The sequence below is a fragment of the Enterobacter sp. RHBSTW-00975 genome, assembly GCF_013615235.1.
GTDB lineage: Bacteria > Pseudomonadota > Gammaproteobacteria > Enterobacterales > Enterobacteriaceae > Enterobacter > Enterobacter ludwigii.
Genome location: NZ_CP055883.1, coordinates 2469832 through 2493688, shown reverse-complemented (window position 1 = coordinate 2493688; position 23857 = coordinate 2469832). Strand labels below are relative to the sequence as shown.

General features: G+C 54.4%; 23 protein-coding genes. 17 read left to right on the top strand and 6 right to left on the bottom strand.

All coding sequences use genetic code 11. The features are described 5' to 3' along the window. The 5 genes from sapD to pspF all read right to left on the bottom strand — a co-directional run bounded on the left by sapD (position 1) and on the right by pspF (position 5538). Positions 1-993 carry a putrescine export ABC transporter ATP-binding protein SapD gene (gene sapD, locus HV340_RS11935; RefSeq protein ID WP_014170350.1) on the bottom strand — a complete coding sequence of 331 codons (993 nt, stop codon included), beginning with the start codon at positions 991-993 and terminating at the stop codon, positions 1-3. Further along, the gene (gene sapC, locus HV340_RS11930) at positions 993-1883 is read right to left on the bottom strand and encodes a putrescine export ABC transporter permease SapC (protein ID WP_014170349.1); all 891 of its coding nucleotides are present in this window, start codon (positions 1881-1883) and stop codon (positions 993-995) included. Before sapC ends, sapD begins: the two co-directional genes overlap by 1 nt. Then, on the bottom strand, positions 1870-2835 hold the full coding sequence (gene sapB / locus HV340_RS11925; protein WP_014170348.1) for a putrescine export ABC transporter permease SapB: 966 nt from the start codon (positions 2833-2835) through the stop codon (positions 1870-1872). Before sapB ends, sapC begins: the two co-directional genes overlap by 14 nt. After that, the gene (gene sapA, locus HV340_RS11920) at positions 2832-4472 is read right to left on the bottom strand and encodes an ABC transporter substrate-binding protein SapA (protein ID WP_020882454.1); all 1641 of its coding nucleotides are present in this window, start codon (positions 4470-4472) and stop codon (positions 2832-2834) included. Before sapA ends, sapB begins: the two co-directional genes overlap by 4 nt. An 88-nt stretch (positions 4473-4560) precedes the next feature. Next, on the bottom strand, positions 4561-5538 hold the full coding sequence (gene pspF / locus HV340_RS11915) for a phage shock protein operon transcriptional activator (protein ID WP_032680894.1): 978 nt from the start codon (positions 5536-5538) through the stop codon (positions 4561-4563). A 166-nt stretch (positions 5539-5704) separates the two neighbouring features. On the opposite strand from pspF, the gene pspA reads away from it, so the two are divergent. From pspA to HV340_RS11840, 15 genes are all read left to right on the top strand, one after another. After that, complete coding sequence (gene pspA / locus HV340_RS11910; protein ID WP_014170345.1) at positions 5705-6373, top strand: phage shock protein PspA; 669 nt, start codon at positions 5705-5707, stop codon at positions 6371-6373. Positions 6374-6427: 54 nt separating this feature from the next. Further along, complete coding sequence (pspB, locus tag HV340_RS11905) at positions 6428-6652, top strand: envelope stress response membrane protein PspB (RefSeq protein ID WP_025204011.1); 225 nt, start codon at positions 6428-6430, stop codon at positions 6650-6652. Next, a complete protein-coding gene (gene pspC, locus HV340_RS11900; RefSeq protein WP_014170343.1) occupies positions 6652-7011 on the top strand; it encodes an envelope stress response membrane protein PspC in 360 nt (119 codons plus the stop codon). Before pspB ends, pspC begins: the two co-directional genes overlap by 1 nt. Positions 7012-7023: 12 nt before the next feature. Next, positions 7024-7248 (top strand): phage shock protein PspD, encoded by a 225-nt coding sequence (gene pspD, locus HV340_RS11895; protein ID WP_181216003.1) that lies wholly within the window; start codon positions 7024-7026, stop codon positions 7246-7248. Positions 7249-7433: 185 nt separating this feature from the next. Further along, positions 7434-9131, top strand: a complete 1698-nt coding sequence (locus HV340_RS11890; protein WP_272755281.1) for a sugar phosphorylase — start codon at positions 7434-7436, stop codon at positions 9129-9131. A 15-nt stretch (positions 9132-9146) separates the two neighbouring features. Beyond that, on the top strand, positions 9147-10439 hold the full coding sequence (locus tag HV340_RS11885) for an ABC transporter substrate-binding protein (protein WP_020882458.1): 1293 nt from the start codon (positions 9147-9149) through the stop codon (positions 10437-10439). Between the two features lie 22 nt (positions 10440-10461). Continuing rightward, complete coding sequence (locus tag HV340_RS11880; RefSeq protein ID WP_025204014.1) at positions 10462-11343, top strand: sugar ABC transporter permease; 882 nt, start codon at positions 10462-10464, stop codon at positions 11341-11343. Further along, on the top strand, positions 11330-12172 hold the full coding sequence (locus tag HV340_RS11875; protein WP_020882460.1) for a carbohydrate ABC transporter permease: 843 nt from the start codon (positions 11330-11332) through the stop codon (positions 12170-12172). Before HV340_RS11880 ends, HV340_RS11875 begins: the two co-directional genes overlap by 14 nt. Before the next feature lie 28 nt (positions 12173-12200). Then, the gene (locus tag HV340_RS11870; protein ID WP_047356413.1) at positions 12201-13253 is read left to right on the top strand and encodes a zinc-binding alcohol dehydrogenase; all 1053 of its coding nucleotides are present in this window, start codon (positions 12201-12203) and stop codon (positions 13251-13253) included. 16 nt (positions 13254-13269) lie between these two features. Further along, a complete protein-coding gene (locus HV340_RS11865) occupies positions 13270-14058 on the top strand; it encodes a sugar phosphate isomerase/epimerase (RefSeq protein WP_181216002.1) in 789 nt (262 codons plus the stop codon). Between the two features lie 11 nt (positions 14059-14069). Then, positions 14070-15128 carry a Gfo/Idh/MocA family oxidoreductase gene (locus HV340_RS11860; protein WP_154820319.1) on the top strand — a complete coding sequence of 353 codons (1059 nt, stop codon included), beginning with the start codon at positions 14070-14072 and terminating at the stop codon, positions 15126-15128. Continuing rightward, the gene (locus HV340_RS11855; protein WP_181216001.1) at positions 15122-17401 is read left to right on the top strand and encodes a glycoside hydrolase family 65 protein; all 2280 of its coding nucleotides are present in this window, start codon (positions 15122-15124) and stop codon (positions 17399-17401) included. The genes HV340_RS11860 and HV340_RS11855 overlap by 7 nt, the downstream gene beginning before the upstream one ends. Beyond that, positions 17391-18068, top strand: a complete 678-nt coding sequence (gene pgmB / locus HV340_RS11850) for a beta-phosphoglucomutase (protein WP_063924895.1) — start codon at positions 17391-17393, stop codon at positions 18066-18068. Before HV340_RS11855 ends, pgmB begins: the two co-directional genes overlap by 11 nt. A 2-nt stretch (positions 18069-18070) precedes the next feature. After that, the gene (locus tag HV340_RS11845) at positions 18071-19153 is read left to right on the top strand and encodes an ABC transporter ATP-binding protein (protein WP_063924896.1); all 1083 of its coding nucleotides are present in this window, start codon (positions 18071-18073) and stop codon (positions 19151-19153) included. A 66-nt stretch (positions 19154-19219) separates the two neighbouring features. Beyond that, a complete protein-coding gene (locus tag HV340_RS11840) occupies positions 19220-20134 on the top strand; it encodes an OmpG family monomeric porin (protein ID WP_025204021.1) in 915 nt (304 codons plus the stop codon). 34 nt (positions 20135-20168) lie between these two features. Here HV340_RS11840 and HV340_RS11835 read toward each other — a convergent pair whose 3' ends face one another. Next, complete coding sequence (locus HV340_RS11835; protein WP_063924897.1) at positions 20169-21179, bottom strand: LacI family DNA-binding transcriptional regulator; 1011 nt, start codon at positions 21177-21179, stop codon at positions 20169-20171. A 155-nt stretch (positions 21180-21334) separates the two neighbouring features. Here HV340_RS11835 and HV340_RS11830 point away from each other — a divergent pair, with 155 nt between their 5' ends. Further along, the gene (locus HV340_RS11830; RefSeq protein ID WP_181216000.1) at positions 21335-22732 is read left to right on the top strand and encodes a YcjX family protein; all 1398 of its coding nucleotides are present in this window, start codon (positions 21335-21337) and stop codon (positions 22730-22732) included. After that, a complete protein-coding gene (locus tag HV340_RS11825) occupies positions 22729-23781 on the top strand; it encodes a YcjF family protein (protein ID WP_063924899.1) in 1053 nt (350 codons plus the stop codon). Before HV340_RS11830 ends, HV340_RS11825 begins: the two co-directional genes overlap by 4 nt. The last annotated feature ends 76 nt before the right edge of the window (positions 23782-23857 follow it).

The window sequence follows — 23857 nt, the reverse complement described above, 5'->3', positions numbered from 1 at the left end:
TCACTCTCTCTCCATGTTCAGCGGGAAATGACAGGCATATAGATGATTTTTAGCCCCTGTCAGGCGTGGCGTCTCAATACATTTACGCTGCGCATACGGGCACCGCGGCCCCAGACGACAGCCAATCGGCAAGGACTCCAGTAGCGGGATAGCCCCGGGCAGGGTATTCAGGCGACTCTTGTGCGGCATGGCGCTGCCAAAATCTGGAATGGCGCGGATCAGCGCCTGCGTATACGGATGATGCGGCGCGGTGATGAGGTCTTCACTCGGGGCGGTTTCGACCGTCTGCCCGCAGTACATCACATCAATCTTATCAGCCCATTTGCTGAGCATTTGCAGGTCGTGACTGATTAACAAAATGGTGGTGTTGTTGTTCTGGTTCAGACGCGTCAGCAGGCGGAAAATCTGCGCCTGCGTGGTCGGTTCCATCGCGTTGGTCGGTTCATCCGCAATCAGCAGACGCGGCTGATTGGCCAGCGCGATGGCAATCATCACTTTCTGACACTCACCGTCGGTCAGTTCGTACGGAAAACTGCGCATGGCATCTTTATGATCTTTGATCCCGACGCGGTGCAACAGCTCAATAGCACGACGCTTACGCCAGCCAAACCGTTGCCACCAGCGGCCTTTATAGGTCCACCCGGGAATGTTCTGCATCAGCTGTTTGCCCACGCGCTCGGACGGGTCAAGACAGGATTGCGGCTCCTGGAAAATCATCGATACGTTATGGCCGACCAGCTTGCGACGCTCGCGAGGAGAAAGGCGTTGCAGGTCGATATCATCAAAACGCATACGGTCAGCGGTAACGCGCCAGTTATCCTTCGCCACACCACAGATGGCTTTGGCGATCAGGCTTTTCCCTGAACCGGATTCACCCACCAGCCCACGAATTTCACCCTCAGCAAGGGTGATACTGATGCGATCGACGGCTTTCACCCAGCCTTCACCGGTTTTGAACTCGATGGTCAGGTTGCGAATATCAAGAAGCGGCATTATTGCACCCCCGCATTAATTGCACGGCGTATACCATCGCCCAGCAGGTTGACAAGTAGCACACTCACCATAATGGCTGCGCCCGGTAACATGACCGTCCACGGCGCAACGTAGATAAGCTCGAGCGCGTCACCGAGCATCGCGCCCCATTCAGGCGACGGCAGCTGCGCGCCGAGATCGAGAAAACCGAGCGCCGCGATGTCCAGAATCGCCATCGACAGGGCGCGGGTGATCTCCGTGACCAGCCCGGCAGCGATGTTCGGCAGTACGGCAAACCAAAGGATGTTTAAGGTTGTTGCACCGTCCAGGCGAGCTGCGACGACATACTCTTTTTCCAGTTCGTCATGCACCATGCTGTATACCGAACGCACGATGCGAGGGAGGATCGCCAGCCAGACCGCGAACATGGCATGCGACAGGTGTGGCCCGACAAACGCCACCACAATAATGGCCAGCAGCAGGGACGGAATAGAGAGCAGGGTGTCGAGAATGTGGTTCAGTGCCGCCGAGCGCAGGCCATGCGTCGACCCGGCAAAGATGCCGAGCGCCAGACCGCAGATGGTGGCAGCAAACGTCACCACAAATGCACCGCCGACCGTCGGCGCCGCGCCGCTCAACAGGCGGCTCAATACGTCACGCCCGAGGTCGTCCGTACCGAGGAAGAAAGAGACCTCACCGTAGCGCGACCAGGATGGGGGCAGCAGCTGATAGCCAAGGAACTGCTGATCAATACCATAGGGCGCAAACCAGGAGCCAAAAACGCAGAGCAACACCAGCCCGGCGAAGCCATAAAGGCCAATCATTGCCGTGGTGTCACCATAGAATTTACGCCACACGGTACGCAGCGCACCGGGCGTGCGCTTTTCACTGTATACGTTATCGTAGGGCATACCATTCCTTATGCTTCAACGGGTTGGCCATAGCACCCAAAATATCGGAAATCACGTTAACAATAATCACCAGAGAGCCAATCACCATGACGCCCGCCGAAATGGCGGCGTAGTCCTGCTGGCGGATAGCGTTGATCAACCATCGTCCCAGCCCCGGCCAGCTGAAGACCATTTCGGTAATCATCGCCAGGGTGAGCATGGTGGAAAACTGGAGCCCCAGTCGCGGGATAACAGGTGGCAGGGCGTTATGCAGCACATTACGGCGCAAGATAGTCAGGCGCGATAAGCCGCGCGTGGCGGCCGCTTTGACATAGTTCTGATCGAACACCTCGATGGTGCTCAGGCGCATCAGGCGGATCACTTCGGTTGTCGGTGCCACCGCCAGCGTCAGTACCGGCAAGACCATATGGCGTACGGCGCTGACGATCATCTCATGTCGCCAGGCTGAATCAGACAGCCAGGCGTCAACGATAGCAAACCCGGTCACCGTTTTTACCGTATACAACAGGTCAAAACGGCCAGAAACCGGCAGCCAGCCCAGGTTGAGGGAGAAGAAAAGCGTCAGCAGCAGCGCCAGCCAGAAGATCGGGATCGAGAAGCCGAGCAGGGCGAGGGCGCTGATAAATTTATCCTGCCATTTGTTGCGATAAATCCCTGCCAGCATCCCTACCGGAATACCAACCATTAAGGCAAAACCGAACGCCAGAATGCACAGCTCCATTGTCGCCGGGAAAACCTCCTTCAACTGCTCGGAGATGAGCTGTCCGTTGATGCTTGAAACACCGAAATCCCAGTGCAGCAGACCGTTAAACCAGAAGAGCCACGCATCCCACAGCGACGACCCCTGGAGCGGGGCGTGCGGGGTGAAATAGCTCAGACTGAAACCAACAAAGGTCAGGAAAAAGAGCGTCACCAACAGCAGTAGAAGGCGGCGCAAGGTAAAAATGATCATGGTTTTTTCACCTCTTGTTCTTTTTCGCGAGATACGCCGGCGAAGGAGGCGTTGCCGAACGGACTCAACACCAGGCCTTTAATATCATAGCGATAGGCCTGCAGGCGCAGGGACGAGGCCAGCGGCAGCACGGGCAGCTCTTCGGCAAGGATCTTCTGCGCTTCATCATAGGCGTCTATGCGTGACGCCAGCTGTTGGGACGCCAGCGCTTTTTGCAGCACGCCGTCAAATTCCCGGTTGCACCAGTGGGCATAGTTGGTCTGGGAGTTAATCGCCGCACAGCTCAGCAACGGACGGAAGAAGCTGTCCGGGTCATTACTGTCGGTCGCCCAGCCTGTCAGGGTTAAATCATGGTTCATGTCCATCAGGCGCGCCTCCTGGAAACGACCCTCAACCGGCACGATGATCACTTTCACCCCCACCTGCGCCATATCTGCCTGCAACAGCTCGGCGGTCTTCAGCGGGCTTGGGTTCCAGGCCTGAGAGCTGGTCGGTACCCAGAGTTGCAGCGTCAGGTTTTCCGCCCCCAGCGCTTTCAGCTGTTCACGCGCTTTTGCCGGGTTGTATTCCGTAATTTTAGCTTCACTGTCATAGGCCCACGAGGCTCGCGGCAAAATAGAGGCGGCGGTTTCTGCCGTACCGTAATAGATCGACTGCATCAGACGCTGGTTGTTGATGGCCAGCGCCAGCGCGTGGCGTACGGCAGGGTTGTTCAGCGGCGGCTTATCGGTATTAAACGCCAGATAGGCGATGTTCATGCCGGGGCGTAACGTCAGGCGCAAACGCGGATCGTCGCGCAAAATGGTGAGCTGGCTGGCAGCAGGCCACGCCAGCACGTCGCACTCCCCGGTCAGCAGTTTTGATAAACGCCCCGTCCCGCCAGAGCCAAGATCGACAACTACCTGTGGCATCAGCGGCGTGCCGCGCCAGAAATGCGCATGGCGCTGCAGGCGGATATATTGTCCGGAGCGATATTCGGCCAGCTGGAACGGACCGGTACCGACTGGCTGACGGTCGATTAACTCCTGACGATCGATTTTGCTCAGGTTCGCGGCGTACTCAGCAGACATAACGGACGCATAGTGGGTGGCCAGGTGCCAGAGGAAAGAGGCATCCGGGCGCTTCAGCGAAAACTCCACCGTGCGGTTATCCAGCTTGCGAACGCTTTTAACGGTATCGGCAAACTGCAGGCTGTCGAAGTAGGGGAAATTGCTGCCGTTAACGTTATGCCACGGGTGATTACGGTTAAAGATACGCTGGAACGTAAAGACCACATCATCTGCGTTCAGTTTGCGTGTTGGGGTAAACCATGGCGTGTGCTGAAATGCGACATCATCGCGCAGGTGGAAACGGTAGGTCGCGCCGTTATCCAGGACTTCCCAGCTTTCGGCAAGCTCTGGCACCAGACGGTAGGTGTAGGGATCCACATCAAGCAGACGGTCATAGAGTTGCGCGGCAAGGGTATCCACAATCAGGCCGCTGCCCGCTTTTTGCGGGTTAAATGTATCAACCTGACCGCTTACGCAATAGACGAATCCGCTGTCGCGAATATCAGGTTGCGTAGCGGGTTCGGGCGCAGCAAACGCCAGGCTGCTGAACAGACCAAGTGCAAAGAAGGACGATAAAACCAGACGCATAATTTTTAAGGTTTTTAGGTTCGATCTGCAAAGTGTATCGCACTTACGCCTGCTTCGTAAAAATGTCTGCGGGTAAGTGCTGATATTGTCAGCGCATTTGATGCTTTTTGAGCAATGCCCTTAATTGATGGTAGGTCAGACCCAGGAGTTCAGCCGCCCGTTTCTGGTTATATTTCGCCATCTTCAGGCTCTGCTCAAGCAGCTGTTGTTCCTGTTCATGCTGGAACTGCCGCAAATCCAGGGGAAGTGCAGGGGAAGCTCCGGACGCGGGCGGGGCGGAAGCTGGCTGCGGGCTACGCTGAAAAGGATCGAGAATAATGTTATCCAGCTCGGTCTCACTGCTGCCGTGGCGATAGACAGAACGCTCCACGACGTTTTTTAGCTCACGGATATTTCCCGGCCAGTGGTAAGCGAGGAGTGTCTCCTTTGCATACTCGCTGAACCCCGGAAAAAGCGGCAGGCCGAGCTCGCGACACATCTGAATCGCAAACTGCTCTGCCAGCAGCATGATGTCGCTTCTTCGCTCGCGCAGCGGCGGGAGCTGAACGACGTCAAAGGCCAGCCGGTCGAGCAGGTCGGCACGGAATTTATCCTCTGCCACCATTTGCGGGAGGTTGGCATTGGTCGCGCACACCAGACGCACGTTGACCTGCAGCGGCTGGCTACCGCCGACGCGCTCCAGCTCGCCATACTCAATCACGCGCAGCAGCTTTTCCTGTACCAGCATGGGCGCGGTGGCCAGTTCATCAAGAAACAGCGTGCCGCCGTCGGCGCGTTCAAAACGACCCGGATGGCGTTTTTGGGCACCGGTAAAAGCACCGGCTTCATGACCGAAAAGCTCCGTGTCGAGCAGATTTTCATTCAACGCCGCGCAGTTAAGCGAAATGAAGGGGCCATCCCAGCGTCCGGATAAATAATGTAGACGGTTAGCAATCAGTTCCTTACCCGTGCCGCGCTCACCGATAATAAGCACTGGCTTGTTGAGCGGCGCGAGACGGGAGACCTGTTCGAGGACTTCCAGAAAACTGTTGGCTTCGCCGAGTAAATTGTCTTTGTATCCAGCCATGATGAAATTAACCACTCCTTAGTGATATTCACCAGGTGAGCATAGTGTGCCGATGCCTGGAAATCAACCACATCAAGTAAAATCAACAAGATAAAAACTTGGCACGGTATTTGTATTAGTTATGTAGCAGGGCATCGCCCGATAACAGAACTATGAGGATCACATTATGGGTATTTTTTCTCGTTTCGCCGACATCGTGAACGCCAATATCAACTCACTGCTTGAGAAAGCGGAAGATCCGCAGAAGCTGGTGCGCCTGATGATTCAGGAAATGGAAGATACGCTGGTTGAAGTGCGTTCTACCTCCGCCCGTGCGCTGGCTGAGAAAAAACAGTTAACGCGCCGCATTGAGCAGGCGACCGCTCAGCTTAACGAATGGCAAGAAAAAGCAGAACTTGCGCTGCGTAAAGATAAAGAAGACCTGGCCCGCGCCGCGCTGATTGAAAAACAGAAGCTGGCAGACATGGTCGCGACGCTCGAGCATGAAGTCACACTGGTCGATGATACGCTTTCGCGTATGAAGAAAGAGATTGGTGAGCTTGAGAACAAACTGAACGAAACGCGTGCGCGTCAGCAGGCGCTGGCATTGCGCCACCAGGCGGCAAGTTCATCCCGCGATGTACGTCGCCAGCTGGATAGCGGTAAGCTGGATGAAGCAATGGCACGTTTTGAGTCGTTTGAACGCCGTATCGACCATATGGAAGCGGAAGCGGAAAGTCACAGCATTGGTAAACAAAAGTCACTGGATCAGCAGTTCGCTGACCTGAAAGCGGACGATGAAATCAGCGAGCAACTTGCTGCGCTGAAAGCCAAAATGAAGCAAGACAACCAATAATAATTTGTGCGGCACCTGAGCGTGCCGCCACGCATCGTAAGACAAGGAGTACACATGAGCGCGCTTTTTCTGGCTATTCCCCTGACCATTTTCGTGCTGTTTGTTCTGCCGATTTGGTTATGGCTGCACTACAGCAACCGTTCTTCACGTGGTGAACTTTCCCAGAGTGAACAACAGCGTCTCGTACAGCTGACCGAACAGGCGAATAAAATGCGCGAACGCATTCAGGCGCTGGAAGATATCCTCGATGCAGAACATCCAAACTGGAGAGACCGTTAATGGCTGGACTGAACCTGAACAAAAAATTGTGGCGCATTCCGCAGCAGGGAATGGTACGCGGCGTCTGTGCCGGACTGGCTCATTATCTTGATGTCCCGGTCAAACTGGTTCGCGTGGTAACGGTGCTGTCGATCTTCTTCGGTCTGGCGTTTATCACCCTGGTGGCGTACATCGTGCTGTCGTTTGTACTCGACCCGATGCCGGAAGGTGAACTGGCCGCAGAAGGCGCACCGACCAGCAACGATCTTCTCAACGCGGTTGACGATCAACTCGCCGCTGGGGAGAAGCGGTTACGTGAGATGGAGCGCTATGTCACATCTGACACCTTCACGCTGAGAAGCCGTTTTCGTCAGCTTTAAGAGAGAATATACATGAAGCAAAACTGGCAACAGGCCGGTCAGAAGGTAAAACCCGGCCTGAAAATCGCAGGTAAAATGGTCCTGCTGACGGCATTACGTTTCGGCCCGGCAGGTGTGGCGGGTTGGGCGATAAAATCTGTTGCCCGCAAGCCGGTAAGAATGTTGCTGGCTGTGGCGCTCGAACCCCTGCTGCAAAAAGTGGCAAAACGGCTTTCACGCCGCTACTTTCCCCAATAATTCCTGCGTACGTTAGCCTTTCTCGTTTTCGGGGCAGGCTAGCGATACTTCTTCGCTTTCCCTTTCTTTCTTTGCGGCAGCTCACAATACTGCGTTGAGCTGCTTTGCAATCGCCTTTTTCTGCGTCCCGGTCCGTTGACAGATATTTTTCATGGGAGTAGATTGCGTTCCCTGGGACCGCTACCATGGAAAATAAAATGCAGGCTAAAATTAAAGAAATCATTAATCTTGTTTACGGGGAATCATTTTCCGACACCCATTTTTCGGTGTTGCTGGAAAAGATTGATAACGCGATTTCTGTTATTACAGATAAGCGTAAGGTGGGGTGGGATGAAAAAGATGTTGTCCTGATTACGTATGCCGATCAGTTTTCGGCAGAAGGGGAGAAAGCCCTGCCGGTTTTCACACGGTTTTATAATAAGTGGCTCTCTCACTCCTTTTCACATGTTCATCTTTTACCTTTTTATCCGTGGTCTTCTGACGACGGTTTTTCTGTTATTGATTACCACGACGTCGCACCAGAAACAGGAACGTGGCAGGACATCGCCGAATTAAAACAATCAGCCAGTTTGATGTTTGATTTCGTCTGCAATCACATGTCGGCGCAAAGTCAATGGTTCGCGAATTACCTTAAGCAAATGCCGGGGTATAACGATTTCTTCATTTCTGTTGACCCTGAAACGGATCTGTCGGCCGTCACGCGACCGCGTGCTTTGCCCCTCCTCACGCCGTTTACGCTTCACGATGGCAGCGTACGCCACCTGTGGACCACCTTCAGCAGCGACCAGGTCGATCTCAATTTTGCCTCTCCTCAGGTTCTGATTGCGATGGTAGACGTGCTGCTGCACTACCTGACTGAAGGGGCGCGCTACATTCGTCTGGATGCCGTTGGGTTTATGTGGAAGATACCCGGAACGAGCTGTATCCATCTGGAACAAACCCACCAGCTTATCCAGCTTTTCCGTGCCATTACCGAGGCTGTCGCGCCGGGTACGGTGATTATCACAGAGACCAATGTCCCGCATAAAGACAACGTTGCCTACTTTGGTGACGGCAACAATGAAGCGCAGATGGTGTATCAGTTCTCCTTGCCGCCGCTTGTGCTGCATGCGGTACACCGTCAGGATGTCCGGGCGCTGTGTCAGTGGGCGTCGTCGTTGACGCTTCCTTCCACGAAAACCACCTGGTTTAACTTTTTGGCCTCGCATGATGGGATTGGCCTCAATCCGTTACGCGGAATTTTACCCGAGTCTGAGATCCTCTCGCTGGTTGAGAAACTTCAGGCCGAGGGGGCGCTGGTCAACTGGAAAAACAATCCGGATGGAACGCGAAGCCCGTATGAAATCAATGTCACTTATCTTGATGCGTTAAGCACAAGGGACTGCGATAACAATCACCGTATTGCCCGGTTTATTCTTGCTCATGCTGTACTCCTGAGTTTCCCCGGTGTGCCTGCCGTCTATATTCAAAGTATTCTTGGCTCGCGTAATGATTATGAGGGCGTGGAGCGCCTGGGATATAACCGTGCGATTAACCGCAAAAAATACCTCGCCGGTGCAATCGACAGTGAACTTGAGAATGAAAATAGCCTGCGGCAGACAGTCTATTATAGATTGCGTGAATTAATCTCCCTGAGGCGTGCAGAAAAAGCATTCCACCCTGACAGTCAGGCTTGTTTTAGTACGGCAGGCGAGCATGTATTAAAAATAATGCGTATTGCGCAAAGTGGCGAAAAAGTTACCGCGTTATTTAATTTCAGCGATCGCGTTCAAACGCTTGAGTCAAATATTCCATCCGGCAGGGAATTGATCGCCGGGAAAGATATTACTGGTACGACTCTGACCCTTAATCCATGGCAGGTGTTGTGGATTAAAGAAAACTAAAAAAGGACCTTAAACATGAATATGCCCAAAATTGTGCTGATATCAGCACTGGTTTCGTGCGCCTTGTTGTCAGGCTGTAAGGATGACAAACCCTCTGCTGTCACCATTGAGTTTATGCACTCCTCAGTTGAACAGGAGCGTCAGGCGGTAATTACAAAACTGATTGAAAAATTCGAGAAAGAGAACCCGACGATTACGGTTAAACAGGTACCGGTAGAAGAGGATGCCTACAACACCAAAGTGATTACGTTGGCCCGCACCGGTGCGCTGCCCGAGGTCATTGAGGTCAGCCATGACTACGCAAAAGTCATGGATAAAGAGCAGCTGCTGGACCGGGATGCGATCAACGCCGCCATCAAAGCGGTGGGCGAAAACACCTTCTATGACGGAATTTTACGTGTCGTTCGCACGGAAGACGGCTCAGCCTGGACGGGGGTGCCAATCAGCGCCTGGCTGTCTGGTGTCTGGTATCACAAAGATGTGCTTGCTGCGGCGGGTATTGAGGAGCCGCATAACTGGGAACAGCTGCTGAAAGCCAGCCAACGCCTCAACGATCCGGCTAAAAAACGCTATGGCATTGCGCTACCCACTGCGGAAAGCGTGATGACCGAGCAGGCGTTTTCTCAGTTTGCGCTTTCCGGTGGCGCGAACGTTTTTGACGCCAACGGGAAAATCAACATTGATACCCCGGAAATGGTGAACGCGCTGGCGTTCTATAAAGCACTGGCCGCGACCACCATGCCGGGCTCGAACGATGTCATGGAGATTAAAGATGCCTTTATGAATGGTTCGGCGCCGATGGCGGTGTATTCCACCTATATCCTGCCGGCGGTTTATAAAGACGGCAACCCGGCCAACCTGGGCTTTGTCGTTCCGACTGAAACGTCTTCAGCGGTCTACGGCATGGTCACATCGCTGACGATCACCTCCGGTCAAACCGAAGATGAAACCCAGGCTGCACAGAAGTTTGTCACCTGGATGGAGCAGGCACAGAACGCGTCTGACTGGGTGATGATGTCCCCGGGTGCCGCGCTACCGGTGAACAAACTGGTTGTCGGCACGGACTCCTGGAAAGACAACGAGGTCATTAAAGCGTTTGGTCAACTTCCCTATGAGCTTATCGCCCAGTTCCCGAATGTGCAGGTATTTGGCGCCGTGGGCGACAAAAACTTTACCCGCATGGGTGATGTAACGGGGTCCGGCATCATCAGTTCCATGGTGCATAACGTCACAGTAGGTCAACAGGATCTCACTGCAACGTTAAGCAACAGCCAAAAGCGACTGACTGACCTGATTTCACAACGATAGGAGCGCTCTGCGGAAGGAAATTATGAAGACGTTGTTTTCTGGTCGTTCAGATATGCCTTTCGCCATGCTGCTGTTGGCCCCCAGCCTGATTTTGCTGGGGGGCCTGGTGGCCTGGCCGATGATTTCCAATATTGAAATCAGCTTTTTACGTTTGCCGCTTAACCCGCGCATTAGCGCCGTGTTTGTCGGGCTGGATAACTATGTTCGTATCCTCAGCGATGGCGCATTCTGGCACTCCCTGTGGATGACGTTCTGGTACACCGCCCTGGTGGTGATGGGCAGCACGGCGCTGGGGCTGGCCGTTGCCCTCTTTTTTAACCGGGAATTTCGTCTGCGGAAAACGGCACGTTCACTGGTGATTTTGTCCTACGTCACACCATCCATCTCGCTGGTGTTTGCATGGAAATACATGTTCAACAACGGCTACGGCATTGTGAACTATCTGGGTGTCGATCTGTTGCACCTGTATGACCAGGCGCCGCTGTGGTTCGACAACCCGGGCAGCAGTTTTGTACTGGTGGTGCTGTTCGCCATCTGGCGTTACTTCCCCTACGCGTTTATCTCGTTCCTCGCGATATTGCAGACCATTGATAAATCGCTGTACGAAGCCGCGGAAATGGATGGGGCAAATGCCTGGCAGCGTTTTCGTATCGTCACGCTGCCCGCCATTATGCCGGTGCTGGCCACGGTGATTACACTGCGAACCATCTGGATGTTCTATATGTTCGCTGATGTTTATCTCCTGACCACCAAGGTCGATATTTTGGGCGTCTATCTCTACAAGACCGCATTTGCCTTCAATGACCTCGGGAAAGCCGCTGCCATCTCCGTGGTGCTGTTCGTGATCATCTTCGCCGTCATTCTGCTGACCAGAAAAAGGGTAAACCTCAATGGCAACAAATAAACGCGTACTGAGCCGTCTCGGTTTTTATCTGGGGCTGGCGGTGTTTCTGATCATCACGCTGTTCCCGTTCTTTGTGATGTTAATGACCTCGCTTAAGAGCGCGAAAGAGGCGATATCGCTCCATCCGACCATCCTGCCGCAGGCATGGACGCTGCAGCATTACATCGACATCTTTAATCCGCTGATCTTCCCGTTTGTGGATTACTTCAGAAACAGCATGGTGGTCTCGCTGACCTCGTCGGTGATTGCCGTTTTTCTCGGCACGCTGGGGGCTTACGCGTTATCCAAACTGCGTTTTAAAGGACGCACGACGATCAATGCGAGTTTTTATACCGTCTATATGTTCTCGGGGATTTTGCTGGTGGTGCCGCTGTTCAAAATCATCACCGCGCTGGGGATCTATGACACGGAGCTGGCGCTGATTATCACCATGGTGACCCAGACGCTGCCGACAGCCGTCTTTATGCTGCGCAGCTATTTCGACACCATTCCGGATGAAATAGAAGAAGCCGCGATGATGGACGGGCTTAACCGCCTGCAAATTATCTTCCGCATTACCGTTCCGCTGGCGATTTCCGGCCTCGTGTCGGTGTTCGTCTACTGCTTCATGGTGGCATGGAACGACTACCTGTTTGCATCGATTTTCCTGTCCAGCGCGAGCAATTTCACCTTGCCGGTTGGGCTGAACACCCTCTTTAGCACGCCAGATTATATCTGGGGTCGGATGATGGCGGCATCGCTGGTAACGGCGCTTCCGGTGGTCATCATGTACGCACTGTCTGAACGTTTTATCAAAAGTGGTTTGACCGCCGGTGGCGTTAAAGGCTGAGGCGGCCAGTTTTAACTAGGAGTCAGTCATGAAAAAGTTAGTTGCGACAGCGCCTCGTGTAGCGGCGCTGGTGGAATATGAAGATCGTCCTGTTGCCGTCCATGAAGTGAAAATTCGTGCGCGCTTCGGCGCGCCAAAACACGGCACCGAAGTGGTAGATTTCCGGGCGGCAAGTCCCTTCATTGATGAGGAGTTTAACGCGGAGTGGCAGATGTTTACCCCGCGTGAAGAGGGCGCGGCACGGGGCATTGAGTTTGGTAAGTTCCAGCTGGGCAACATGATTGTTGGCGACATTATCGAATGCGGCGATGACGTGACGGAGTACCAGACGGGTGACCGTGTCTGTTGCTATGGGCCGCTGCAGGAGACGGTCATCGTGAATGCCGTTAATAACTACAAGCTGCGCAAAATGCCGCAAGGGTCTTCCTGGAAAAATGCCGTCTGTTACGACCCTGCGCAGTTCGCCATGAGCGGCGTGCGTGATGCTAACGTGCGGGTAGGGGATTTTGTCGTTGTGGTCGGACTGGGTGCCATTGGGCAGATTGCGATTCAGCTGGCGAAAAAAGCCGGTGCATCCATCGTCATCGGTGTCGATCCTATCGAACATCGCTGCGAAATTGCCCGCCGTCACGGGGCCGATTACTGCCTCAATCCGTTTGGCACCGATGTCGGTCTGGAGATTAAAAAACTGACCGGAAAGCAGGGCGCTGACGTGATTATCGAAACCAGCGGTTTTGCCGATGCATTGCAGTCTGCGCTGCGCGGGCTCGCCTACGGTGGAACGATCGCCTACGTGGCTTTCGCGAAACCGTTCGCAGAAGGGTTCAATCTGGGGCGTGAAGCCCACTTCAATAACGCGAAAATCGTTTTCTCGCGCGCCTGCAGCGAACCCAACCCGGATTACCCGCGCTGGAGCCGAAAGCGTATTGAAGAGACCTGCTGGGAACTGCTGATGAACGGTTATCTGAACTGCGAAGATCTGATTGACCCGGTTGTCACCTTTACCACCAGCGCTGAGAGCTACATGAAGTATGTCGATCAGCATCCGGAACTGAGCATCAAGATGGGCGTCACTTTTTAAGCTAAGGAGAGCATCAATGAAAATCGCAACGCAAAACCAGGCCTTTTTCCCGATTTCTATTCTGCAGAAATTCCAGTACATCAAAGCGATGGGTTTTGATGGCTTTGAAATTGACGGCAAACTGCTGGTGGATAATCTCGATGAAGTGAAAGCCGCAATCACCGCCACGGGCCTGCCTGTGACCACCGCCTGTGGGGGATATGACGGCTGGATTGGTGACTTCATTGAAGAACGTCGTCTGAACGGATTAAAACAGATAGAACGCATCCTGGAAGCACTGGCTGAAGTGGGTGGAAAGGGGATTATTGTGCCCGCCGCCTGGGGAATGTTTACCTTCCGTTTGCCGCCGATGACCTCTCCACGCAGCCTGGCGGGTGACCGCGAAGCGGTGAGTGCTTCGCTGCGTTGGCTGGATGAAGTGGCGGCGCGTACCGGGACCACCGTTTACCTTGAGCCGCTCAACCGCTACCAGGATCACATGATCAACACGCTCGCGGATGCGCGTCGCTATATCGAAGAAAACGCGCTCAGACATGTACAGATCATCGGCGACTTTTACCACATGAATATCGAAGAAGATTCGCTAACAGAGGCGCTGCATCGCAACCGGGATCTGCTGGGTCATGTGCATATCGCCGATAACCATCGCTATCAGCCTGGCAGCGGGACGCTGGATTTTGCCACGTTGTTCGGGCAGCTTCGTGCGGACAACTATCAGGGCTACGTGGTGTATGAGTGCCGTGTCCGCGCCGACGATCCGGCCCAGGCTTACCAGGATTCACTCACGTATCTGCGTGAATGCTAAGGATGACGAGCGTGATGAGTGCTTCAACACCTTCGCTTCTGCGCGTCGCCATTATTGGCGCCGGGCAGGTCGCGGACAAAGTGCATGCCTCGTATTACGCCACACGCAGTGATGTTCAAATGGTCGCTGTCATGGACAGCGGCCTTGAACAGGCACAGGCGTTTGCGGAACGTCATGCAATTCCTTCGGTCTGGCAGAATGCATCTGAAATGCTGCAGGCGGCAAAACCTGATGTGGTCAGCGTCTGCTCCCCAAACCGGTTCCATTTTGAACATGTCATGGCGGCACTGGAGGCCGGATGTCATGTGATGTGCGAAAAACCGCCTGCCATGACGCCGCAACAGGCTGACCAGATGCGCAGGGCGGCCCGTAAAGCGGGAAAAGTGCTGGCGTATGATTTTCACCATCGGTTTGCGCTCGACACGCAGCTGCTACGTGACGCTGTCACAAACGGGGCGTTAGGTGAGATCTACTTTACGTCGGCGCAGGCGCTGCGTCGTTGCGGCGTGCCGGGCTGGGGCGTCTTTACGAACAAATCGCTACAGGGTGGCGGACCGCTGATCGATATCGGTATTCATATGCTGGATGCCGCGATGTATGTGCTGGGTTTCCCGGCGGTAAAAAGGGTGACCGCCCACAGCTTCCAGAAGCTGGGGAACCGTAAAAACAGTGGACAGTTTGGCGAGTGGGATCCCGCCCGGTTTACCGTTGAAGATGCTTTGTTTGGCACAATTGAATTCTGCAATGGCGGCGTTCTGCGCCTGGATACGTCGTTTGCGTTGAATATCCGCGAGCAGTCGATCATGAATGTTTCATTCTGTGGGGAAAAGGCGGGGGCCACGCTCTTCCCGGCACACATTTACCACGATGAGGCGGGCGTTTTACAGACCCTCATGCAGCGTGATGAGGCAGACGACCAGCGTCACCTGCGCAGCATGGAGGCGTTTGTACGCCATGTGCTGGGAGAGCCGGTTATGATCGCAGATGCGGAACAGGGGCTGGTTATCCAGCAACTTGTTGCCGCGCTTTATGAATCGGCGGATACAGGGGAAAGCGTGACGTTATGCTGAATGTGTCTGTTTTAACCGAACCGGGCTTCTCTCCCCACAGTCTGAATAAATACGCCTCCATCATGGCTTGCGGCAATGGCTACATGGGCATTCGCGCGGCACACGAAGAGGATTACACCCAGCAAACCAGAGGCATGTATCTCGCCGGGCTTTATCATCGCGCAGGTCGCAATGAGACCACGGAGTTAATCAACCTGCCGGATATTACCGGTATTGAGGTTGAACTGGATGGTGTGAATTTTACCCTGCTTTCCGGGGCGCTTCTTGAGTGGCAGCGCGAGCTGGCGTTTGCCAATGGTGAACTGCGTCGCAGCGTGCTCTGGCGCTCGCCCGACGGGAAACGCTATCGCCTGGAGAGCCGTCGTTTCGTTTCTCTCGCTCAGTTGCCGTTAGTGGCAATGCAACTCGCCATCACTCCCCTTGATGGGCCCTCGCAGGTGGTGTTGAAAACCGGAATCGATGCGACGCAAACCAACACCGGCAGGCAGCATCTGGATGAGATTTCAGTCCGGGTATTCGACCAGAACTGTATGCAGGGCGTGTATGAAACGCAGGACCGGGTTTCTGATGTCGTTATATCCGCGTTCTGCCGGCTTTCAGCGGGTAGCGAAAGCTGCTTTACCGCTAAAAATCGTCGCATCAGTGCGCATTACGACCTGAACGTTTCGCTGGGTGATACTGTCACGCTTGAAAAGATCGTCTGGGTCGCCCACCGCAGTGACAAAGCCCTTTCGCAGGCGTCGTTTGCGCGTAACGCACTGGCCGAACTCAAGGTGTGCGCAGCGCGAGGCTACGCATCGTTGCTGGAGAGCTCTGCCTGCGCCTGGGAAGACGTCTGGCGAGATGCGCGGGTGGCGGTAACGTCTGCGGAACCGCAGGATCAGCTCGCGCTGGATTATACCGTCTGGCATCTGACCGCCATGACGCCTGCCGACAATGAGCGCTGCAGTATCGCCGCGAAAGGATTGACCGGCGAAGGGTATAAAGGCCACGTCTTCTGGGATACCGAAATTTTCCTGCTGCCTTTCCATCTCTTTACGCGTCCGCAGGTCGCCCGCAGTCTGCTGCGTTATCGCTGGCTCAACCTGGCCGGGGCTCGTGAAAAAGCGCGTCGCAACGGCTGGCCTGGCGCACTTTTCCCCTGGGAGAGCGCCGCGAGCGGTCAGGAGGAAACGCCGGAATATGCAGCAATCAACATCCGCACGGGCACGCGCCAGAAAGTGGCCTCTGCGCTGGCAGAACATCACATTGTGGCGGACATTGCCTGGGCTGTCGTGGCCTACTGGCAGGCGACACATGATGACGCTTTTATGCGTAACGAAGGGCTGACGCTACTGATAGAGACGGCAACGTTCTGGATGGGGCGGGCGACGGAAGTCAATGGTCGCCTGGAAATCCACGATGTGATCGGGCCGGATGAGTACACGGAGCACGTCAATAACAATGCGTACACCAACTATCTGGCCTGGCACAATGTCGCCTGTGCGCGCCAGTTTATGGCGATGTTCAATCGTGAAGATGATGGCTTCATAGAGAATGCCAGCCGGTTTATGTCCCGTTTGTGGTTACCGCAAGCCAACGCAGAAGGGGTCCTTCCTCAGGATAACACCTTCATGGCGAAACCGGCTATCGATCTGAGCCGCTATAAGGCGAAAGCGGGTAAACAGACCATTCTGCTCGATTACTCCCGCGCGGAAGTGAACGAGATGCAGATCCTTAAACAGGCCGATGTGGTGATGCTCAACTACCTGCTGCCGGAACGGTTTACCCCGCAGCAGTGTGCTGCCAACCTGGCGTACTACGAGCCGCGTACCATACACGACTCTTCGCTGAGCAAAGCGATTCACGGAATTGTTGCTGCCCGGTGTGGCGATACGGAAAGGGCCTACGCCTTCTGGCGCGAGGGTGTCGCCATCGATCTGGGCGACGATCCGCACAGCTGCGATGACGGTATTCATGCTGCCGCCACCGGGGCTATCTGGTCCGGCGTTATTCAGGGATTTGCCGGCATGCAGATCGTCCAGGGGGAATTGCATCTTGCCCCGAAGCTGCCTGCCCACTGGCGAAAACTGGCTTTCCCGCTGCGATGGAGAAACGCGCGCATGCACTTCACGTTTGAAAATGATGTTTTAACGATTGAAACCACTGCACCGGTGACCTTAACGCTGTGGGGTAAAACCCTGTGCATAACGGATCGGCAGATCTGTTCTTTCAGGGATTTTTTTACATCTCTTGGTGGGACCGCTACCACAGGAGCAAATCATGATGCCTGAGGCCGTTGTCTTCGATCTTGATGGTGTGATCACCGATACCGCGCATCTGCATTTTCTGGCCTGGCGTGCCGTGGCGCAGGAAATTGGCATCTCGCTCGACGTGGCGTTCAACGACGAGCTGAAAGGGATAAGCCGTATGGAATCGCTGCAACGGATCCTGCGCCATGGCGGAAAAGAGGGGGAGTTTAACGACCAGCAGCGGCAGGCGCTCGCGGATAAAAAGAACGCGCGCTACGTCGGGTCTCTGGCGTCGTTGACGCAGGATTCTCTGCTTCCGGGCATCCGCGAGGTGCTGGCGGAAATTCGTGCGGCGAACGTCAAAATCGGGCTGGCCTCTGTGTCCCTTAACGCCCCCGGTATTTTGCAGGCGCTGGGCATTGAGAGGGCTTTTGATTTCTGCGCCGATGCCTCGCGCATTGCCCGCTCAAAACCGGACCCGGAGATCTTTCTTGCGGCCTGCACCGGGCTGAACGTGCGCCCCGAGCAGGCTATCGGAATAGAAGATGCTGCAGCCGGCGTTGAGGCAATCAACGCGGCGGGAATGCTCTCGGTCGGGATTGGGCCTGGCCTGAACCATGCGGGCTTACAACTTCATTCAACGCAGGAACTGACCTGGAAATGCCTGACGGATTTCTGGGCATCCCGAACGGTAATGATAAGGAATTAAAAATGGCTCAACTGTCTCTGAAACATATTCAGAAAATCTACGATAACCAGGTCCATGTGGTTAAGGATTTTAACCTCGAAATTGAGGACAAGGAGTTTATCGTCTTTGTGGGTCCCTCGGGGTGCGGTAAATCGACGACGCTTCGTATGATTGCCGGGCTGGAGGAGATCTCTGCCGGTGAGCTGGTAATTGACGGTGTCTGCATGAACGATGTGCCCGCCAAGTCCCGCGACATTGCGATGGTTTTCCAGAACTATGCGCTTTATCCGCATATGACGGTTTACGACAACATGGCGTTTGGCCTGAAGATGCAGAAAATTCCCCCCGCGGTCATTGAAGAGCGTGTGAACTGGGCGGCACAAATCCTGGGGTTGCGTGATTACCTCACGCGTAAACCTGGCGCATTGTCGGGTGGCCAACGTCAGCGCGTGGCGTTAGGACGGGCGATTGTGCGCGAAGCCGGCGTCTTCCTGATGGATGAACCGCTTTCTAACCTCGACGCCAAGCTGCGTGTGCAAATGCGCGCTGAAATCAGCAAGCTGCACCAGAAGCTCAACACCACAATGATTTACGTGACCCACGATCAGACGGAAGCGATGACGATGGCGACCCGCATTGTGATCCTCAAGGATGGCGTTATTCAGCAGGTGGGGGCACCTAAGCAGGTCTACAACGAACCTGCGAATATGTTTGTGGCGGGCTTCATCGGCTCACCGGCAATGAATTTTATCCGGGGCGCGATAGACGATCGCTATTTCGTGACGGAAACGCTGCGTCTGGAGATACCTGAAGACACGCTGGCGGCGGTGAATGCCGCCGGATATCAGCGTAAAGCCGTGGTCTTTGGGATCCGGCCGGAAGATATTCTGACGCTGCAAAACCGTGGGGATGATATTGCGGCAAAAGTCAGCGTGGCCGAACTGACCGGGGCTGAGTTCATGCTCTATGCCACCGTGGGCGGGCATGAGCTGGTCGTTCGTGCAGGAGCGGTAAATGATTATGCGGCGGGGGATAATATCGGCATCCAGTTCGATATGAATAAATGTCATTTCTTCGACGCTGATACTGAAGTGGCTATTAGATAAGAAAGGCGTTCGCCGGAAATGCAAATTTCCGGTTTTTTTTGAGTTAATTATAAAGGGAACATTTAAATGAGTACTCTACTAAGAAGTGCTGCGCTCGTTCTGTGCGCAGGGGTTAGCTGCGCGCACGCAACGGAATCAGCAAAACACTGGGAATTTAATATCGGTGCCATGTATGAAATTGAAAACGTCGAAGGTCAGGGCGACGATAAAGATGGATTATATGAACCCTCTGTGTGGTTTAATGCCACATGGGATGCCTGGACCCTTTCGCTGGCAATGTATCAGGAAGGACCGGTTGATTACAGCAGCATGACCCGTGGGACCTATTTTGACCGTCCGGAATTTGAATTACGCTATCGCTTTATTGGCACCGATGATTTTACACTCGGGTTGACCGGCGGTTTCCGTAATTACGGTTATCACTTTAAAGATGAACACGGTGCCAAAGACGGTAGCGCAAATATGCAGCGCTACAAAATTCAGCCGGACTGGGATATTAAATTGTCCGACGACTGGCGTTTTGGTGGCTGGTTTGCCATGTATCAGTTTGCAAATGACCTGGAAAAAACCGGTTATGCCGACAGCCGTGTAGAAACGGAAACGGGTTTTACCTGGACCATTAATGAAACCTTCTCTGCAAAAGTGAACTATTATCTTGAGCGCGGTTTCAATATGGACAGTTCACGTAATAACGGCGAATTTTCAACGCAGGAAATTCGCGCGTATCTGCCTGTTTCATTAGGCCAGACGACGCTCACGCCATATACCCGTCTGGGGCTGGATCGCTGGTCGAACTGGGACTGGCAGGACGATCCCGATCGTGAAGGACACGATTTCAACCGACTGGGTTTACTGTACGCATATGACTTCAACAATGGATTATCCATGACGCTGGAATACGCCTACGAATGGGAAAACCATGACGAAGGCGACAGCGACCGTTTCCACTACGCGGGTGTTGGCGTTAATTACGCGTTCTGACAGACCGGATACCAGGGGCTTTCAGCCCCTGGTTTTAGCGAAGAGAGGGCGCTAACGTAAAGCGGGTATCGACAAGCACTTTTTGTGGCGCAGGCTGACTGGCGATACGCCTGAAAAGAAGATTGCAGCTCTCTTCACCCAGCTTGCGGGTTGGGATATCAAAACCCCCGGGTGCTGGCGTTAAAATGAGGGAGAGCATCGGGTCACTGTATCCTGCAATCACCACCTGCTCGGGGATCCTCAGATCCAGAGTATTCGCCGCGCGATAAAGGCTGAGTAACTTCATGCTGTCGGTGGCAAATACTGCATCAGGTGGCGTGGCCGAGGAGAGCAATTCTGTGGCCGCGGCAAGCGCGCTTTCATGCGTATATCCGCCGTCGATGATCCACGCCGGGTTAATGGCGATGCCGTGCTTTTCCAGGCTGGATTTATAACCGGCAAGACGATCAATCGAAACATGATAATTGAGCGGCGCATGCAGACAGGCAATGTTACGTCGGCCATTTTTAATAAAGGTTTCTGTTAGCGTGGCGCTGTCGTGAAAATTATCCGTGTCGACCGAGTAAATATTCTGAAAATCACCTTCGACTTTCCCGATGACGACCACCGGTACGCCATAAGCATCCAGCGTTGTGAAAAAGGATTCATTTGCCGGTGAGCTCAGCATGATGATCCCTTTAATCATTTTTTGTTTTATTTTACTTTCGCATTTCAGCAGATCGTCTTCACTGCTTTTCGAGGTTTGCAAAATAACGTCAAAACCTTCCTCTTCAGCTTTGGCTGTAATGGCATGCAGAACATCAGAGAAAAAAGGGTTGCCGGCGGTGGTTTTCGTCGAGCGTGTCGAAATAACCATAATGGCGTCGAAGCCAGAAGAGGTCAGGGCGCGGGCGAGTTTATTGGGTTGATAATTTAATTCGTCAATCGCCTTCAACACTTTTTCACGCGCTTCAGGAGAAATATTCGTTTGTTTATTCAGAACGCGGGAGACGGTTGATTTCGAAACGCCGGCAACCCGTGCGATATCATAGATGGTGGGTGACATACACCTTACTCACTCCTGACTAACAGCAATGTCGTTCATCTTACTGGAGAGAAAACGGCAATAGCAATAAATAAGAATTGATAATCAACGATCTGCCCCCATTTATTGTATTCTGAAGCAATGTATTTGAGGCTTCCGGGCAATGAAGGACGGCGATGAAGCGACTTAAGAACGAACTCAATTCACTGGTGAACCGTGGCGTTGACCGTCATCTGCGTCTGGCGGTGACGGGGCTGAGCCGCAGCGGCAAGACGGCGTTTATCACCGCGATGGTGAACCAGCTGCTTAACCTGCACAGTGGGGCGCGGCTGCCGCTGCTGAGCGCCGTGCGGGAAGAGCGCCTGCTGGGGGTTAAACGTGTGCCTCAGCGCGATTTTGGCATTTCCCGTTTTACCTATGATGAAGGGCTGGCTCAGCTTTATGGTGAACCGCCCACCTGGCCGACGCCGACGCGCGGGGTGAGTGAAATTCGCCTTGCGCTGCGTTTTCGCTCTAATGAATCCCTGATGCGCCACTTCAAGGATACCTCCACCCTGTATCTGGAAATTGTGGATTACCCCGGTGAGTGGTTGCTCGATTTACCTATGCTGGCACAGGACTATCTCAGCTGGTCACGGCAGATGACGGGGCTGTTGCAGGGCAACCGCGCCGAGTGGTCGACGAAATGGCGAAAACTGTGCGAAGGCCTGGATCCGCTGGCGCCTGCCGATGAAAACCGGCTGGCGGCGATTGCCGAGGCCTGGACGGAATATCTGCATCAGTGTAAGCTGGAAGGGCTGCATTTCATCCAGCCGGGCCGTTTTGTTCTGCCGGGAGATTTGGCGGGCGCACCTGCGCTGCAGTTTTTCCCGTGGCCGGACGTGGATGGCATCGGGGAGTCAAAACTGGCCCAGGCGGACAAACACACTAACGCCGGAATGCTGCGCGAGCGTTACAATTACTACTGTGAAAAAGTGGTGAAAGGTTTTTATAAAAACCACTTTTTACGTTTTGATCGCCAGATTGTGCTGGTGGATTGCCTGCAACCGCTGAATAGCGGGCCGCAGGCCTTCAACGATATGCGCCTGGCGCTGACACAGTTAATGCAAAGTTTTCACTACGGGCAGCGCACGCTGTTTCGCCGTCTCTTCTCACCCGTTATCGACAAGCTGCTGTTTGCGGCCACAAAAGCCGATCACGTGACGGTCGATCAGCATGCCAATATGGTGTCGCTGCTGCAGCAACTGGTGCAGGACGCCTGGCAGAATGCCGCGTTCGAAGGGATCAGCATGGATTGCCTTGGACTGGCTTCCGTACAGGCGACACAGAGTGGGTTGATTGACCTTAATGGCGAGAAAATACCGGCATTGCGCGGGAACCGTCTCAGCGACGGCGAACCGCTTACTGTCTATCCGGGCGAAGTGCCCGCACGCCTTCCGGGGCCGGCCTTCTGGCAGAACCAGGGCTTCCAGTTTGAAGCCTTCCGCCCGCAGGCCATGACGGTCGATCAGCCGTTACCGCATATCCGTCTGGATGCGGCGCTGGAGTTTTTGATTGGAGATAAATTGCGATGACGGAACCGTTAAAACCGCGCATTGATTTTACCGGAACGCTTGAGCAAGAGCACCCAGAGGCGTTTAAAACTGCGCAGACGTTTAATGGCCCGCAGGCAGATAATTTTGCCCCGGCGCTGACCGAAGAGCTGCTTGTTGAAGAGGGGCCGGCTGAAGCGGTCGTGGAAGCCGCGCTACGCCCAAAACGCAGCCTGTGGCGAAAGATGGTGACTGCCGGGCTGGCATTGTTTGGCGTCAGCGTGGTTGGGCAAGGCGTCCAGTGGGCGGTCAATGCCTGGCAAACCCAGGACTGGGTCGCGTTGGGCGGCTGCGCTGCCGGTGCTCTGATTGTGGGGGCGGGTGTCGGGTCTGTTGCGACCGAGTGGCGTCGCCTGTGGCGCCTGCGACAGCGCGCCCATGAGCGTGATGAAGCGCGGGATCTGCTCCACAGTCACGGAACCGGCAAAGGCCGTGCGTTTTGTGAAAAGCTGGCCAGTCAGGCGGGTATTGACCAGTCGCACCCGGCGCTTCAGCGCTGGTATGCCGCTATCCACGAAACCCAGAACGATCGTGAAGTGGTGACGCTGTATTCCCACATGGTGCAGCCGGTGCTGGATGCCCAGGCGCGGCGCGAAATCAGCCGCTCTGCTGCGGAATCAACCCTGATGATTGCCGTCAGCCCGCTGGCGCTGGTGGATATGGCGTTTATCGCCTGGCGTAACCTGCGTCTGATTAACCGGATTGCTGCTTTATACGGCATTGAGTTGGGGTACTACAGCCGCCTTCGCTTGTTCCGTCTGGTATTGTTCAACATCGCCTTTGCCGGAGCAAGCGAGCTGGTGCGGGAAGTGGGGATGGACTGGATGTCGCAGGATCTGGCGGCGCGTCTCTCTGCCCGTGCCGCGCAGGGTATTGGCGCCGGTTTGTTGACCGCCCGTCTGGGCATCAAAGCGATGGAAGTGTGCCGTCCACTGCCGTGGATTGATGGCGATAAGCCGCGATTGGGGGATTTCCGACGTGAGTTAATCGGTCAGCTCAAAGAGACGCTCAATAAAAAACCGGTTCAGTAGCCGGTTTGGTCATTAATCGTGCTGGCTGTCAATATTTGTTGACAGCCATCTTCCCGATCACCGTGTTCTGACATAT